This window comes from Corticibacter populi, assembly GCF_004217315.1.
Classification (GTDB): domain Bacteria; phylum Pseudomonadota; class Gammaproteobacteria; order Burkholderiales; family Burkholderiaceae_C; genus Lampropedia; species Lampropedia populi.
In genome coordinates this window covers 301,047-315,576 of the sequence record NZ_SGWR01000004.1, presented here as the reverse complement: position 1 = coordinate 315,576, position 14,530 = coordinate 301,047, and the positions used below count along the sequence as shown (strand labels likewise).

Annotated in this window: 14 protein-coding genes; 6 read left to right on the top strand and 8 right to left on the bottom strand. The window is 66.1% G+C overall.

Annotated features, from left to right (window positions below; genetic code table 11):
* Positions 1-112: 112 nt before the first annotated feature.
* Together EV687_RS15530 and hemB are read left to right on the top strand one after the other, a co-directional pair.
* Complete coding sequence (locus EV687_RS15530; RefSeq protein WP_122229344.1) at positions 113-1,930, top strand: GMC family oxidoreductase; 1,818 nt, start codon at positions 113-115, stop codon at positions 1,928-1,930.
* Positions 1,931-2,084: 154 nt separating this feature from the next.
* Positions 2,085-3,089, top strand: a complete 1,005-nt coding sequence (gene hemB / locus EV687_RS15525; RefSeq protein ID WP_122229346.1) for a porphobilinogen synthase — start codon at positions 2,085-2,087, stop codon at positions 3,087-3,089.
* 105 nt (positions 3,090-3,194) lie between these two features.
* Here the strand turns inward: hemB and EV687_RS15520 are convergent, their stop codons facing one another.
* From EV687_RS15520 to EV687_RS15505, 4 genes are all read right to left on the bottom strand, one after another.
* A complete protein-coding gene (locus EV687_RS15520; protein WP_122229348.1) occupies positions 3,195-3,932 on the bottom strand; it encodes an amino acid ABC transporter ATP-binding protein in 738 nt (245 codons plus the stop codon).
* A gap of 15 nt (positions 3,933-3,947) precedes the next feature.
* On the bottom strand, positions 3,948-4,613 hold the full coding sequence (locus tag EV687_RS15515) for an amino acid ABC transporter permease (RefSeq protein WP_122229350.1): 666 nt from the start codon (positions 4,611-4,613) through the stop codon (positions 3,948-3,950).
* 1 nt (position 4,614) lies between these two features.
* Entirely contained in the window at positions 4,615-5,370 is a 756-nt protein-coding gene (locus EV687_RS15510) for an amino acid ABC transporter permease (RefSeq protein ID WP_122229352.1), read from the bottom strand.
* A gap of 133 nt (positions 5,371-5,503) precedes the next feature.
* The gene (locus tag EV687_RS15505) at positions 5,504-6,394 is read right to left on the bottom strand and encodes an amino acid ABC transporter substrate-binding protein (RefSeq protein ID WP_122229354.1); all 891 of its coding nucleotides are present in this window, start codon (positions 6,392-6,394) and stop codon (positions 5,504-5,506) included.
* Between the two features lie 295 nt (positions 6,395-6,689).
* Here EV687_RS15505 and EV687_RS15500 point away from each other — a divergent pair, with 295 nt between their 5' ends.
* The 4 genes from EV687_RS15500 (at position 6,690) to EV687_RS15485 (ending at position 10,727) form a co-directional block, all read left to right on the top strand.
* Entirely contained in the window at positions 6,690-7,496 is an 807-nt protein-coding gene (locus tag EV687_RS15500; RefSeq protein ID WP_122229879.1) for an HAD family hydrolase, read from the top strand.
* Between the two features lie 85 nt (positions 7,497-7,581).
* Positions 7,582-8,472: an acetylglutamate kinase gene (gene argB, locus EV687_RS15495; RefSeq protein ID WP_122229356.1), complete on the top strand. Its 891-nt coding sequence runs from the start codon at positions 7,582-7,584 to the stop codon at positions 8,470-8,472.
* Positions 8,473-8,640: 168 nt separating this feature from the next.
* On the top strand, positions 8,641-9,591 hold the full coding sequence (gene rpoH, locus EV687_RS15490) for an RNA polymerase sigma factor RpoH (protein WP_122229359.1): 951 nt from the start codon (positions 8,641-8,643) through the stop codon (positions 9,589-9,591).
* 116 nt (positions 9,592-9,707) lie between these two features.
* Positions 9,708-10,727: a Bug family tripartite tricarboxylate transporter substrate binding protein gene (locus tag EV687_RS15485; RefSeq protein WP_122229881.1), complete on the top strand. Its 1,020-nt coding sequence runs from the start codon at positions 9,708-9,710 to the stop codon at positions 10,725-10,727.
* Between the two features lie 75 nt (positions 10,728-10,802).
* On the opposite strand, the gene EV687_RS15480 is transcribed toward EV687_RS15485, so the two are convergent.
* From EV687_RS15480 to EV687_RS18990, 4 genes are read right to left on the bottom strand one after another with little or no spacing between them, the layout of a single operon-like run.
* Positions 10,803-11,423, bottom strand: coding sequence for an SCO family protein (locus EV687_RS15480; RefSeq protein ID WP_423201099.1), 621 nt, complete (start codon positions 11,421-11,423; stop codon positions 10,803-10,805).
* A 13-nt stretch (positions 11,424-11,436) separates the two neighbouring features.
* Entirely contained in the window at positions 11,437-12,336 is a 900-nt protein-coding gene (gene cyoE / locus EV687_RS15475) for a heme o synthase (RefSeq protein ID WP_122229361.1), read from the bottom strand.
* Positions 12,329-13,606: a COX15/CtaA family protein gene (locus EV687_RS15470; RefSeq protein WP_122229363.1), complete on the bottom strand. Its 1,278-nt coding sequence runs from the start codon at positions 13,604-13,606 to the stop codon at positions 12,329-12,331. The genes cyoE and EV687_RS15470 overlap by 8 nt, the downstream gene beginning before the upstream one ends.
* A gap of 7 nt (positions 13,607-13,613) precedes the next feature.
* Positions 13,614-14,321 carry a hypothetical protein gene (locus EV687_RS18990; RefSeq protein WP_162846608.1) on the bottom strand — a complete coding sequence of 236 codons (708 nt, stop codon included), beginning with the start codon at positions 14,319-14,321 and terminating at the stop codon, positions 13,614-13,616.
* Between the last annotated feature and the right edge of the window lie 209 nt (positions 14,322-14,530).

Below are 14,530 nucleotides of genomic sequence, written 5' to 3'. Positions count from 1 at the left end.
TGCGGCAGGGTTCGCAGGCACCGGCATCCACTGGTTAATCCGCTGGTGCCGCGCCGCCAGCCTATGCACCATGTCGGCTCGTGCCAACCGGGCTTTTTGACAGGCTGCTTGAATGAGCGACACATCCGCTGGACCCCAATTCGACTATGTCATCGTCGGCGCCGGCACCGCCGGCGCCCTGCTGGCCAACCGCCTGAGCGCCAACGCGCACCGGCGCGTACTGCTGGTCGAGGCCGGCCGGCGTGACGACTACCTGTGGATCCATCTGCCCGGCGGCCAGCCGCACTGCCTGGGCAACCCGCGCACCGACTGGCGCTACGCCAGCGGCTCATCGGGTGCCATCCATGCCGGCAAGGGCCTGGGCGGCAGCAGCAGCATCGGCCGCATGCTGTACCTGCGCGGTGACGCCAGCGACTATGCGCGCTGGGCCGCGCTGACCGGCGACGACGGCTGGCGCTGGGAACATGTGCTGCCCTTCTTCATGCAGCACGAGGACCATGACGGACCGGCCAATGCCTGGCATGCGCGGCAGACCGAAGCACAGCGCCTGCGCCACAAGACCAGGGCAGCGCCCCAGCCGCAGGCACTGGACTACGCTGCCGCCCTCGCCCATCGGCATGCCGGAGGAGAGTGGAAGGTGCAGGCCGCCCATGACCCTGCTGGCGCGACCCTTCCGGCCATGCCGCAACTGCGGGCCGTCCTCGGCGCCGCCGAGCAGGCCGGCCTGCCCAGGATCGGGGATTTCAACCGCGGCCGCCTCCACGGCGTGGGACTGTTTGCCCTCAACCAGCACCGGGGCCTGCGCTGGAACAGCGCCAGGGCCTTTCTGCGCCCGGCCTGCTACGGCCGCCCGAACGTGGAAATCTGGAACGGCGCCCATGCCGCCGAGCTGTGCTTCGACGATGCCATGCAGCCCTTGCGCTGCACCGGAGTCGCGGTATGGACCGGCCAGGAAATGCTGCAGGTGCGCGCCAGCCGCGAAGTCATCCTCTGCGCCGGCGCCCTCCAGACCCCGCTGCTGCTGCAGCGCTCAGGCATCGGCCCGGCCCGGCTGCTGGCGCAGCACCAGATCGCGCCGCGTGTGGACCTGCCCGCCGTCGGCGCCCATCTGCAGGACCACTGGCTGGTGCCGCTGCACTACCAGCTCCATGGCGGCGCCGGGGCGGATGGTGCAGCGGCACCGCGACGCCATGCCAACGATGCCCACACCCACCGGCCCGCGCGGCTGCGCTGGCAGGATGCCACCCGCTTCGCCCTGCAGCGCCAGGGTCCATGGAGCTGCGCACCCACGCCGCTGGGCGGCTTTGCATGCAGTGCGGCATCGGCCGGGCCTGCCGACATCGGCTTTCTGGTCAGTCCGCTGCCGCCACCGAGCGTCGATCCCGGCGGCCCGGACGGAGCCCGCCCCTCCCTCACCTTCCATGCCCATGCACTGCACCCCACCAGCCGGGGCTCTGTGGCCATCACCGGCCGGGCGCACGACGCGGCGCCGCGGATCTCGCTCGATGGCCCGGCCAGCCCCGAGGACCGGCGCCTGACGGCAGCGGCCATTCAACTGGTGCAACGCATGGCCCGCCAGCCGGCGCTGCAGGCCTGGCGCCCGTGCTGGCAGTCGTCCGCAGATGCCCGAAACACCGACGTCGATGCCGCCACCCATGCGGGAATACTGCCCGATACCCTGGCCGCCACGGCGCGCGGCGCTGGCCACCTGGTCGGCTCCGCGCGCATGGGCGCCGCCAGCGATGTCGATGCCGCCCTCGATCTGCGCCTGCGCGTGCGCGGCACCCAGGGCCTGCGCGTGGTCGATGCCTCGGCCATGCCGGTGCTCACTGGTGGCGGCACCGCTGCGGCCGTGCTGATGATGGCAGAGAAGGCTGCCGCCTGGATCGCCGCCGAAGCGGACGGCCAGGGCCCTCCGCCCATTCGCTGATACAGCTGCTCCAAGCACCATTGCTTGACCGACATCAGCCCCACCGCCCGTGTGCCGAAGCGGCGTGGCACCGGGGCATGGGGCATAGAGTACAGTTCACCCTATCGGCGCGCGGCCCCGCCAGCGTCTGCCCCGCCATTCCTGCCTTCCCCGTATGCAAATCATTGATTCCCCCTATCCCCTCGCCCGTCCGCGCCGCATGCGCCGTGACGATTTCTCCCGCCGCCTGATGCGCGAAAACGTGCTCACGGCTGGTGACCTGATCCTGCCGGTATTCGTGCACGAGGAACAGGGCCGCCTGCCCGTGCCCTCGATGCCGGGCGTCGAACGCCTCTCGATCGACGAGCTGCTCAAGGTCGGCGAGGAAGCACTGGAACTCGGCGTGCCGGTGATCGATCTCTTCGGTGTGCCCGATCCCGCAGCCAAGACCGCCGATGGCGCCGCCGCCTGGGCCGAGGACGGCATCATCCAGCGCGCCGTGCGGGCCCTCAAATCGCGCCTGCCAGAGTTGGGCGTGATGACCGACCAGGCCCTCGACCCCTACACCACGCATGGCCAGGATGGCCTGATCGACGAGAGCGGCTACATCCTCAACGACGAAACCATCGAGGCACTGATCCGCCAGTCGCTCTCGCACGCCGAGGCGGGGGTGGACATCCTCTCGCCCAGCGACATGATGGACGGACGCATCGGCGCCATTCGCCGCGCGCTGGAAGCGCATGGCCACATCCACACGCGCATCATGTCCTATGCGGCCAAGTACGCCAGCGCCTTCTACGGCCCGTTCCGCAACGCCGTGGGCAGCTCCGGCAACCTCGGCAAGAGCGACAAGAAGACCTACCAGATGGACCCGGCCAACAGCGACGAGGCGCTGCGCGAAGTCGCCCTCGACCTGGCCGAAGGTGCCGACATGGTGATGGTCAAGCCCGGCCTGCCGTATCTGGATGTGGTGCGCCGCGTCAAGGACGCCTTCGGCGTGCCCACCTTCGCCTACCAGGTCAGCGGCGAATACGCGATGATCAAGGCCGCCGTGCAAAACGGCTGGCTGGACCACGATGCGGTCATGATGGAGAGCCTGCTGGCCTTCAAACGCGCTGGCACCGACGGCATCCTGACCTACTTCGCGCTGGATGCGGCGCGCCTGCTGCGGCAGCGCTGAGAATCTGTTCTGAGGACGCAGCGTCCGGCATGAAAAAGCGCCCGGTGCCTTGAGCCCCGGGCGCTTTTTCTGTGGCGTGGCGCACGCCACCATCCGTGCACCCGATCAGTGCGACAGGATCTTGTGCAGGAAATCCTTGGTGCGCGGCTGGCGCGCATCCGGGTTGCCGAAGAATTCCTCGGTGGTGCAATCCTCGAGGATCTTGCCACCCACGTCCATGAAGATCACGCGGCTGCCGACCTTGCGCGCAAAGCCCATTTCATGGGTCACGCACATCATGGTCATGCCTTCGTTGGCCAGACCCACCATCACGTCCAGCACCTCGCCGACCATTTCCGGGTCCAGCGCCGAAGTCGGCTCGTCGAACAGCATGACGATCGGGTCCATCGACAGCGCCCGGGCAATCGCCACGCGCTGCTGCTGGCCGCCCGAGAGCTGGCCCGGAAACTTGTCCTTGTGCGCCATCAGGCCCACGCGGTCGAGCATTTTCAGGCCGCGGGTCTTGGCCTCGTCGGCACGGCGGCCGAGCACCTTGATCTGCGCGATGGTCAAGTTCTCCGTCACCGTCAGGTGCGGAAACAGCTCGAAGTGCTGGAACACCATGCCGACGCGGCTGCGCAGCTTGGGCAGGTTGGTCTTGGGGTCGTGCACCGGCACGCCATCGACCCAGATCTCGCCCTTCTGGAAAGGCTCGAGCGCATTGATGGTCTTGATCAGCGTGGACTTGCCCGAACCCGAAGGCCCGGCCACCACCACCACCTCGCCCTTTTCGATGCGGGTCGAGCACTCGTTGAGGACCTGCACGTCACCGTACCACTTGGAGACATTCTTCAGTTCAATCATGATGGTGCAACTCCCTTAGCGAATGATGGCAATCTTCTGGTGGAGGCGCTTGACCACCCACGACAGCGAATAACAGATGATGAAATAGACCACGGCCGCGCCCACGTAGGCCTCGATCGGGCGGCCGAAGTTCTTGCCGGCGGTCTCGAAGCCCTTGAGCATGTCGTAGGCTCCGATGGCGTAGACCAGCGAGGTGTCCTGGAACAGGATGATGGTCTGCGTCAGCAGCACCGGCAGCATGTTGCGGAAGGCCTGCGGCAGGATCACAAGCCGCATGTTCTGCCCATATGTCATGCCCAGCGCCCGCCCGGCGTAGACCTGGCCGCGCGAGATGGACTGGATGCCCGCGCGCATGATCTCGCTGAAATAGGCCGCCTCGAAGGCCACGAAGGTGATGATGGCCGAGACCTCGGTACCCACCGAGCGGCCGATGATCAGCGGCACCAGCAGGAAGAACCAGAGGATCACCATCACCAGCGGGATGCTGCGCATGCCGTTGACGTAGATGGTGGCAGGGATCTCCAGCCACTTGCTGCCCGACAGCCGCATCATCGCCAGCAGCGTGCCGAACAGGATGCCGCCGAGCGTGGCGATCACCGTGAGGTAGACACTGAAATACAGACCCTTGAGGACATAGTTGCTGAAGATGTCCCAGGTGAAGAAAGACCAGTCGAACTGCATGTCAATGCCCTCCCGCCGCGCCACTGACAATGAAGCCAGGGATGCGCGTTTTCTTTTCGATGAACGCCATGATGCGGTTGATCATGAAGGCCGAGAAGACGTAGAGGCCGGTGACTGCCAGGTAGATCTCGATGCCGCGCGAGGTTTCCTCCTGCGCCTGCATGGCGAACATGGTCAGCTCGGCGATCGAGACGGCAAAGGCCACCGACGAGTTCTTGAAGATGTTCATCGACTCGCTCGTCAGCGGCGGAATGATGATGCGATAGGCCATCGGCAGCAGCACATAGCGGTAGTACTGCCAGGTCGTGAAGCCCAGCGCCATGCCGGCGTAGCGCTGGCCGCGCGGCAGCGCCTGGATGCCCGCGCGCACCTGCTCGGCGATCCGCGCCGAAGTGAAGAAGCCCAGGGCGAACACCACCAGGATAAAACCCGAAACCCCGCGGAACGCGGGAATCACGCTGGGCACCACGTGGTACCACAGGAAAATCTGTACCAGCAGCGGGATGTTGCGAAACAGCTCCACCCACGCATTGCCAAAACGCACCAGCCACGGACTGTCCGGCAGAGTGCGGATCACGCCGATGATGGAGCCTGCCACCAGCGCCAACGCCAGTGCCAGCACGGAAACCGAGACCGTCCAACCCCAGGCAGAAAGCATCCAGTCAAGGTAGGTGACATCGCCTCCCTTGCCAAAGCAGCCGGCCACAACTTCCTGGGTGATGTTGTCCTGGCAGAAAACTTGCCAATCCCAATTCATTCTTTTCTCCTCACTGCAACGGTCCCAGTGTCATGTGGAAGTATCAAAAAACGCCCCGTGGTACGGATGAACCATCCGGTTCCAGCGGAGCGTCAGCGAAGGGCGCCCCCAGGTCAAGGGGGCAAGCCCGGTCTTACTCGATGGTGTAGTCTTCCATCGGCTTGCTGTTGGGGTTGGCCCAGGCAGCACGGGTACTATCGGACAAAGGCAGACCCACCACCGTGTTGGCCGGCGGCGTCGGCTTCAGGAACCACTTGTCCCACAGGTTTTCCAGTGTGCCATCACCGATCTGGCGCACGATGCTCTTGTTGACGGCGTCCTTGAAGGCCTCGTCGTTCTTGCGCAGCATGCAGGCGATCGGCTCGACCGACAGCACTTCGCCGACGATCTTGTAGTCGGCCGGGTTGCGGGCCTTGGAGATGTTGGCAGCCAGGATGGAGCCGTCCATGATGAAAGCATCGGCACGGCCGGTCTCCAGCAGCAGGAAGCTGTCGGCGTGGTCCTTGCCCATCACTTCACGGAAGTTCACACCCTCGGCACGGCGGTGCTTGCGCAGCGTCTGCACCGAAGTGGTGCCGGTCGTCACGGCCAGGGTCTTGCCATTGAGATCGGCCACCGAGTTGATGCCGGAATTGGCCTTGGTGGCGATGCGCACTTCCTCCACATAGGTCGTGTAGGCGAAGTCCACGTCCTTCTGGCGGGCGGTGTTGTTGGTGGTGGAGCCGCACTCCAGATCCACGGTGCCATTGGTCACCAGGGGGATGCGGTTCTGCGAGGTCACCGGCTGGTAGTTGATCTTGATCGCCTTGCCAACGTCCTTTTCCAGGTCCTTGACGATGTTCTCGGCCATTTCGGTATGGAAACCGACATACTTGCCATTGCCCAGGGTGTAGCCCAGCCCAGAGGACTCGCGCACACCAAGTGTGATTTCACCGGTGTTCTTGATCTTGTCCAGCGTGTTCGATTGCGCACAGACCGCGGTGGCCGCTGCCATCAGCGTCAGCGCAAACAGATGTTTCTTCATTTCAGCTCCTTACCAGATAGGCAAACAAGGACGTATTGACCCGGCCGAACGGCCGGGATCACATTTGTACCGGATCGCAATTTTTGTTGCTACATGACAAACGCGATGTCCCTTACTATATGTGAAAACCGGTTTTTTTCACCAATAAACACAAGCAAGGTGCATGCCACCCGGCTCTACATGCACCATCGCCCTTTTTAGGGGCGTTTCGTCGCTTGTTGCGCCAGTTTGGTGCATTCTTACACAATCCATTCTGCATCCCATGGCAAGCAGCACCCTGCCCCCGGCCTTGTTCCTGCAGCCCCTCTCGGGCTGGCCAATGACCCAGCGCGCCATGGTGCGCGGCGTGATGACCGACATCGACGACACGCTCACGGCCGACGGCCGCATCGAGCCAGCCGCGCTGGAGGCGCTGGGCGCCCTCAGGGCGCAAGGCTTTGCGCTGATCGCCATCACCGGCCGGCCGGCCGGCTGGAGCGCCCCGTTCGCCGCCGCATGGCCGCTTGACGCACTGGTGGCCGAAAATGGTGCAGTGGCCTTCGTCCGTACGCCGGGGGCAAGCCACCCCGAGAAGATCTACCAGCAGGATGCCGACACCCGCGCCCGCAACCATATCCGCATGCAGGCCGTGGCGGCGCAGATCCTGCAACACGTGCCCGAGGCACGGCTGGCAGCCGATTCGGCCGGGCGCGAGTGCGACATCGCCATCGACCACAGCGAATTCCACACCCTGCCGACCGCAGCCATCGAGCAAGTCGTGGCCATCATGCGTGCGGCCGGAATGCACGCGACCGTCAGTTCGATCCACATCAATGGCTGGTATGGCGAGCACGACAAATGGCAGGGCGCGCACTGGATCCTGCGGACGCTGCGTGGCCAGGAACTGGACGAGCAGCTCGCACAATGGGTCTACATCGGCGATTCGACCAATGACGAGCGCATGTTCGAGCACTTCATCCACAGCGTCGGCGTGGCCAACATCGCGCGCTTTGCGCCACGCATGCAGCACCTGCCCCGCTACGTGAGCACGCAGCCGCGCGGCCAGGGCTTCGCCGAGCTGGCCGCGCAGCTGATCGAGGCCCGCGCCGCGCAGCCGCGCTGATGCGGCGGCTGCCGATCTTCGTGCACAATCGCGCCAGTCAGCACTTTCTCCGCCTTCGACAACCCTTGCAAACTCTCGCACAGCCATGACCGACACGCCCAAGATCACGCCACGCGACAAGGCCGACATCCTCTCGCAGGCCCTGCCCTACATCCGCAAGTTCCACGGCAAGACCATGGTCATCAAGTACGGCGGCAATGCCATGACGCAGCCGGACCTGCAGGCGGCCTTTGCCGAAGATGTGGTGCTGCTCAAGCTGGTGGGGATCAATCCGGTGGTGGTGCACGGCGGCGGCCCGCAGATCGAGTCGGCTCTCAAGCGCCTGGGCAAGACCGGCCAGTTCATCCAGGGCATGCGCGTGACCGACGCCGAGACCATGGAGGTGGTCGAATGGGTGCTGGCCGGCGAAGTGCAGCAGGACATCGTCGGCCTGATCAACCAGGCCGGTGGCAAGGCAGTGGGCCTGACGGGCCGCGACGGCGCCTTCATCCGCGCCCAGAAGCTCAAGATGGCCGACCACAAGGACCCGAGCGTCCTGCACGACATCGGCCAGGTCGGCGACATCCTCAGCATCGACCCGAGCGTCGTCAAGGCACTGCAGGACGACGCCTTCATCCCCGTCATCAGCCCGCTTGGCTATGGTGAGCAGAACGAGAGCTACAACATCAACGCGGACGTGGTGGCCAGCAAGCTCGCCTCGGTGCTCAAGGCCGAGAAGCTGATGCTGCTGACCAACACACCCGGCGTGCTCGATCAGGACGGCAAGCTGCTGACCAATCTCTCGGCGCGCGAGATCGACGCGCTGTTTGCCGACGGGACCATCTCCGGCGGCATGCTGCCCAAGATCTCCGGCGCCCTGGACGCCGCCAAGAGCGGCGTCAACTCGGTGCACATCATCGACGGACGCGTGCCGCACGCGATGCTGCTGGAAATCCTCACCGACACGCCCTACGGCACGATGATCCGCTCGCACTGAACCGTTGCCAGGCGGGCGCTGCCGCCGTCAGTGCAGCGCTGCCCGGCCAACCGGCCGGGGCGCGACGGCACCCGGGAACCTTTGCCTTGGCATGCCCTCCAACAGGAGTGCTAATATCACACATGCATGCTGGCGCCAAAGCCGACGGCATGGAAAGGAACCCCATACATGACATCGACAACGCAAACCACGGCGCTGGCCGCAGCCACGGCCAGCCAATGGCCCGCCCTGCCCGCTCTCGGCAACCTGGATGCGTACATCTCCGCTGTCAACCGCATGCCCATGCTCACCCCCGAGGAAGAGCAGGCCTACGCCCGGCGCCTGCGCGACCACAATGACGTGGAAGCCGCCGGCCGGCTGGTGATGTCCCATCTGCGGGTGGTCGTCGCCGTTTCAAGGCAATACCTTGGCTACGGCCTGCCGCAGGGCGACCTGATCCAGGAAGGCAACATCGGCCTGATGAAGGCCGTGCGCCGCTTCGATCCGGACCAGGGTGTGCGCCTGGTCAGCTATGCGCTGCACTGGATCAAGGCGGAAATCCACGAGTACATCCTGAAGAACTGGCGCATGGTCAAGGTGGCAACCACCAAGGCGCAGCGCAAGCTGTTCTTCAACCTGCGCTCGCTCAAGAACGAGCTCAAGGCCGAACACGCCATGACCGACGGCGAGAGCTACCGCAGCGCCCTGACCGACGCCGAGATCGACCAGATGGCCGACCAGCTCAAGGTCAAGCGCGAGGAAGTCATCGAGATGGAAACGCGCCTGGCCGGCGGCGACGTGCTGCTGGACCCGACGCCCAGCGATGACGACAGCGCCTATCTGGCGCCGATTGCCTACCTCAGCGACCACTCGCAGGAGCCCACGGCCGTGCTGGAGAGCCGCGAGCGCGACGCACTGGCCAGCACCGGCATCGAGAAAGCGCTGGACACGCTCGACGACCGCAGCCGCCGCATCGTCCAGGAACGCTGGCTCAACGTCAATGACGACGGCAGTGGCGGCATGACGCTGCACGAGCTGGCGAGCGAATACGGCGTCAGCGCCGAGCGCATCCGCCAGATCGAGGCGGCCGCCATGAAGAAAATGAGAAAGGCCATGACCGCCGAGCCGGCTGCGGCATGATGCCCCCGGTATCCGCCACTCCGGCGCCGGATATCCCGACCAGGCTGCGCAAGCAGCCTTTCTTTTTGCCGCCGGCGCTGGCACACTGGCGCCGGCTTGACACCACCACACTCACCATGACCCGTTTCACGCCCTTCCGCACCGATCGACGCCAGCTCCTGCGCCAGGCCCTCGCTGGCCTGGCGACACTGCCCCTGGCCCGGCTGGGCCAGGCTGCCGGTGCCGCTGCGGCCTGGCCCAGCCAGCCCGTCAAGGTGCTGGTGGGCTTTCCCGGCGGCTCCTCGCCGGACCTGACGGCACGCCTGCTGGTCGAATACCTGGCCCCGGTCCTTAGCGCGCAACCGGTCATCGTGGAGAACCGCAGCGGTGCCGGCGGCAACATCGCCGCGGCGGCATTGGCGCGAGCCAGCGACCAGCACACGATCAGCGTGATGATCAACGGCAACATGACGATTGCCCGGCTGCTCAACCCAAAGCTGGGTTTCGATCCGCTGACGGACCTGGCCCCGATCGCGCTGATCGGCTCGGCCCCCTATGTGCTGACCGCCAACGCACAGCTGGCGCAAGGCCTGGAGCCCGCCCAGTTTCTTGACAAGGCCCGGCAGGCGGGCGACCGCTGGAACTATGGTTCGCCGGGGCTGGGCACGGTAGCCCACCTGGGCATGGAACTGCTCAAAAGCCGCACCGGCATCGCGCCGCTGCATGTACCCTACCAGGGCAATCCACAGGCGCTGCAAGCGGTCATCAGCGGCGAGATCCAGATGTCGCTGCTGCCGCCGGCCATGGCGCTGGCCCAGCAGAAGGCCGGCCGCGTGGCGCTGATCGGCATCACCTCGGCGACGCGCAGCGCGCTCACCGGCAATTTGCCCAGCCTGCAGGAGCTCGGCGCGAAGGGACTGGACCTGGAGGTCTGGAATGCGGTGGCGGCCCCCGCCACGCTGCCGCCGGAGATCCAGGCGCGCCTGCGCGAGGCCGTGACAGAAGCATTGGCCATCCCCGAGGCGCGGCAAAAGCTGCTGGAACAGGGCTGGGTGGTAGGCGACACCAGCGCCAAAGCGCTGCGCGACCGTATCGCCGCCGACACCGAGGCGCTGGGCACCATCATCCGCGAGCAGCACATCCGCATCGACTCGTGAGCATCGGCCCGCGGTCGTGAACAAGTTCTGAGCCCCGCTGATGCCCCCGGGCGCGCGGAGCCGTGCTCAATGCGTTCAATGGCCCTGCAGCAACGTGCGGATGTCGGCGGTCAGCTGGTCCATCGGCGTGCCGTACTTGACATAGAGGCGCAGCTGGCCTTGCGGATCGTACAGGTAGCCGCCGGCCGAATGGTCGATGGTGTAGGTGCTCTCGGAAGGGCCGGGCACCTTCTGGTAAAACACCTTGAAGTCCTTGGCCATGGCCGCCACCTGCTCGGGGCTGCCGACCAGCGCCACGGCATCGGGGTCGAAGCTGCCAATGTAGGCGCGCATGATCTCCGGCGTGTCGCGCTCGGGGTCCACGGTCACGAAGACGATCTGCAGCCTGTCGCCATCCGCACCCAAGGCCTGCTTGACTTCGGCCATCTCCAGCATGGTGGTCGGGCACACGTCCGGGCACTGGGCGAAGCCGAAGAACACATAGACGGCCTTGCCGGCGAAATCGGCCAGGCTGCGCGGCTGCCCGTTGGCATCGGGCATGTGCCAGTCCTTGGCATAGCTGGCACCGCTGATGTCGACGGAATGGAAGCTTGGCTTGGCCGGCTCCTGCCTGCACGCAGCCAGCCCGAGCGCGGCAGCACCCGCGAGGGTCAGCGCCAGCAGCTGCCGGCGCCCCATCTGCACCATCTTCACCATTGCGAATGCCTCCTCAGAACAGGTAGTGGTCCACCAGCAGCGCGGCAAAAATGCCGCTCAGATGCCACAGCGACCAACGGAAGGTACGGCGCGCCAGCGCGTCCGAATAATTGCGCCAGAGCCGGAAACCATACCAGCAGAAGCCGCCACTGAGAAACAGCGCGACAAAGAAATACAGCCACGAACTCATGCCATAGACCACCGGCAGCAGGCAAGCTGCCAGCAGGATCAGCGTGTAGAGGAACACGTGCAGGCTGGCGAACTCGCGGCCGTGCGTGACCGGCAGCATCGGCAGGCCCGAGCGCCGGTAGTCGTCGATGCGGTAGAGTGCCAGCGCCCAGAAGTGCGGCGGCGTCCAGACGAAGATAATCAGGAACAGCAGCCAGGCCTCGGGCGCCAGGTCACCGCGCATGGCCGCCCAGCCCAGTACCGGCGGCATCGCGCCAGAGGCTCCGCCGATGACGATGTTCTGCGGCGTCAACGGCTTGAGCACCACGGTGTAGATCACCGCATAGCCGACGAAGGTGGCCAGCGTCAGCCACATCGTCAGCGGATTGACGTAGAGCCACAGCAGCAGGCAGCCGGCGCCGCACAGCAGGCCCGAGAACAGCAGTGCCTGCCAGTCGGGCAGCTCGCCGCGCGCGGTGGGGCGCCAGGCCGTGCGCTTCATGCGCACATCGATGTTCTTCTCGACCAGGCAGTTGAAGGCCGCCGCCGCCGAGGCCACCAGCCAGATGCCGAAGCAGGCCACCAGGATGCGCACGCTGGCGGCCGCATCGGGCAGGCCGGGAATGGCCAGCACCATGCCGATGAAGGCACAGAAGACGATCAGTTGCACAACCCGGGGTTTGGTCAGCACCCAGAATTGGGACCAGCGCGAGCGCCGGGCCGCCGGCAAGGTGGCGTCAGTCATAGGAACGTTCTCTTACAGCAGTCGTATCCACCTGGTGAGCCCAGTTGGATGCGGTGAACAAGGGGGTGGAGACGGCGTGCCGGGTATTGCCGCGCGTGCGCGCCAGCAGCCAGGTCATCACCAGCGCCAGTGCGGCCGCGCCACCGGTGTGCAGCACGGCGGCCAGCAATGGCCAGCCCAGCACCACATTCGAGAGGCCCGTCAGCAGTTGCAGCGCCAGCAGCGCCAGCAGCCAGCGCGCGGCGCGGCGCAGTTCCTGGCCGCGCTGGAACAATTGCGCGATCAGCAGGCCCAGCAGCAGTGTCACCAGCACTGCGAACAGGCGGTGCGTGTAGTGGATGGCCACCAGAGCCGGAAAATCGAGCGGGCGGCCATTGCCCTGGTAGCCCAGCGCGCGCCAGATCTCGAAACCCTGCGCGAAATGCATCTCGGGCCACCAGGCGCCGTTGCAGTCCGGAAAGGTGCTGCAGGCGAGCACCGCGTAGTTGGTGCTGACCCAGCCGCCCAGCGCGATCTGCGCCAGCAGCGCCACGCACGCCACTGCCATCAGGCGCTTGAGGCCGGCGGGCACGCCCAGCGGCGTCAACCGCTCATTGCAATGGCGCCACTGCACCGCCTGCAGGCACAGCAGCATCAGCAGCACGATGCCGCCGAACAGATGCAGCGTGACGATGGCCGGAAACAGCTTCATCGTCACCGTCCAGGCGCCGAAGGCGCCCTGCAGGCACACCCAAAAGAGCGTCAGCGTGGGCCACAGCGGACTGGGCGTGGCCGGCCAGCCGCCGGGCATCAGCTTGCCTGCGTTCGGCGGTGCGACCTGCCAGGCATAGGCCTCCGCAATGCGGCGCCGGCGGCGCCAGTACCACCAGGCAGCCACCGTCAGCACCACGATCAGCGCGCCCACCGTGGTGGCCAGGTAACGGTGGATCATCTCGATCCAGGCCTTGCTGTGCGTCACCGGCCCCATCGGCACGGCCTCCTGCGCCGCGCTGATGTGCGCACGCGCGCCAATCGGACTGGCGCTGCCGTAGCAGCCCGGCCAATCCGGACAGCCCAGGCCCGAGTCGGTCAGGCGCGTGAAGGCGCCGAACAGCACCAGGTCGAAAGTCAGGAACAGGGTCAGCACCGTCAGGGCCTGCAGCAAGCCGCGCGTGCCGCGCTGGCGATTGCGCCGCCACACCCAGGCCAGCGGCACAAGCGCGATCAGTCCGCCCACCAGCAACATGTTGAGCAGTGGCGACCAGTCGTAGAGGGCGACCTCGGCATTCATGCGTGCATCACTCCGCAATGTCCGTGGCAGCGCCAGGGCGGCGAGCCAACGGCTCGGCCTGGATGAGACGCGCCAGATCCTGGCGGATGTCAGCGGCATTCTCCAGGTCGATGCCCGGCGGCAGGCGCATCACCCAGTTGCCATCCGGATCGAGCAGGTACAGGTGGTCTGGCAGGCGGTGATGGGGGGCCGGCTCCAGCCATGGCGTCAGCACCTGCCCCGGCACATGCAGCGCCTGCGCACCTGGTTCCTGCAGCGCCGCCTGCCAGCGCGCCTCGATGGGCTGCTCGTCGGTGATCAGCCAGGCCCAGTCCAGCCGCAAGCCTTCCGCACCCAGCGCGTCATGCAACTGGCGCTGGAAATACAGGTTGTTCTGGCACTGTGCCCGGCAGGCACCGCCCGAGACACTCACCAGCAGCCACTGGCCGGCCAGCGGCCGCAGCACATCGGGCATGGCGCGCGGCGGCTCGATCAGCCGGCCATGGATGCCGCGCTCGAGCGGCCGAATCACGAAGTAGGTGATGTACGAGGCCAGCACCGGCGCGGCGCACACCAGCAGAATGCCCAGCATCTTCCAGCGCGCATGGCGGTCCTGCCGCTCGCGCGCCAGCGCATCCAGCGCCTGCGGCGTAGCCGCCGGCAATGCATGCACAGCCATGCCCAGCACCTGACCATGCGGGTGCTGGGGTTCGCCCTTGGAGGATGGATCACGCATCGGGAAAATGCCGCAAGAAACGCAAGGCCTGAAGAACGGTCGGAGGGTCTGGAAATCGGTGGGCGGGTCTGGACGGATCCTGGTTCCTGGCTGGCGGCGAAGCCGTCGGGCCAGGCTCGATAGGCGTGGACCAAGCCCATCGCCACCCTTGTCAAGCCGCAGTCAACCCGTCATTTTGCCGGATTCGGCATTCCCCCGGGAGGAATACA

Coding starts and splice junctions, on each gene's coding strand:
- EV687_RS15530 (WP_122229344.1), top strand. CDS start 113: ATGAGCGACACATCCGCTGGACCCCAATTCGACTATGTCATCGTCGGC.
- EV687_RS18990 (WP_162846608.1), bottom strand. CDS start 14,321: ATGCGTGATCCATCCTCCAAGGGCGAACCCCAGCACCCGCATGGTCAG.
- argB (WP_122229356.1), top strand. CDS start 7,582: ATGACCGACACGCCCAAGATCACGCCACGCGACAAGGCCGACATCCTC.
- cyoE (WP_122229361.1), bottom strand. CDS start 12,336: ATGACTGACGCCACCTTGCCGGCGGCCCGGCGCTCGCGCTGGTCCCAA.
- hemB (WP_122229346.1), top strand. CDS start 2,085: ATGCAAATCATTGATTCCCCCTATCCCCTCGCCCGTCCGCGCCGCATG.
- EV687_RS15470 (WP_122229363.1), bottom strand. CDS start 13,606: ATGAATGCCGAGGTCGCCCTCTACGACTGGTCGCCACTGCTCAACATG.
- EV687_RS15480 (WP_423201099.1), bottom strand. CDS start 11,423: ATGGTGAAGATGGTGCAGATGGGGCGCCGGCAGCTGCTGGCGCTGACC.
- EV687_RS15505 (WP_122229354.1), bottom strand. CDS start 6,394: ATGAAGAAACATCTGTTTGCGCTGACGCTGATGGCAGCGGCCACCGCG.
- rpoH (WP_122229359.1), top strand. CDS start 8,641: ATGACATCGACAACGCAAACCACGGCGCTGGCCGCAGCCACGGCCAGC.
- EV687_RS15510 (WP_122229352.1), bottom strand. CDS start 5,370: ATGAATTGGGATTGGCAAGTTTTCTGCCAGGACAACATCACCCAGGAA.
- EV687_RS15485 (WP_122229881.1), top strand. CDS start 9,708: ATGACCCGTTTCACGCCCTTCCGCACCGATCGACGCCAGCTCCTGCGC.
- EV687_RS15520 (WP_122229348.1), bottom strand. CDS start 3,932: ATGATTGAACTGAAGAATGTCTCCAAGTGGTACGGTGACGTGCAGGTC.
- EV687_RS15515 (WP_122229350.1), bottom strand. CDS start 4,613: ATGCAGTTCGACTGGTCTTTCTTCACCTGGGACATCTTCAGCAACTAT.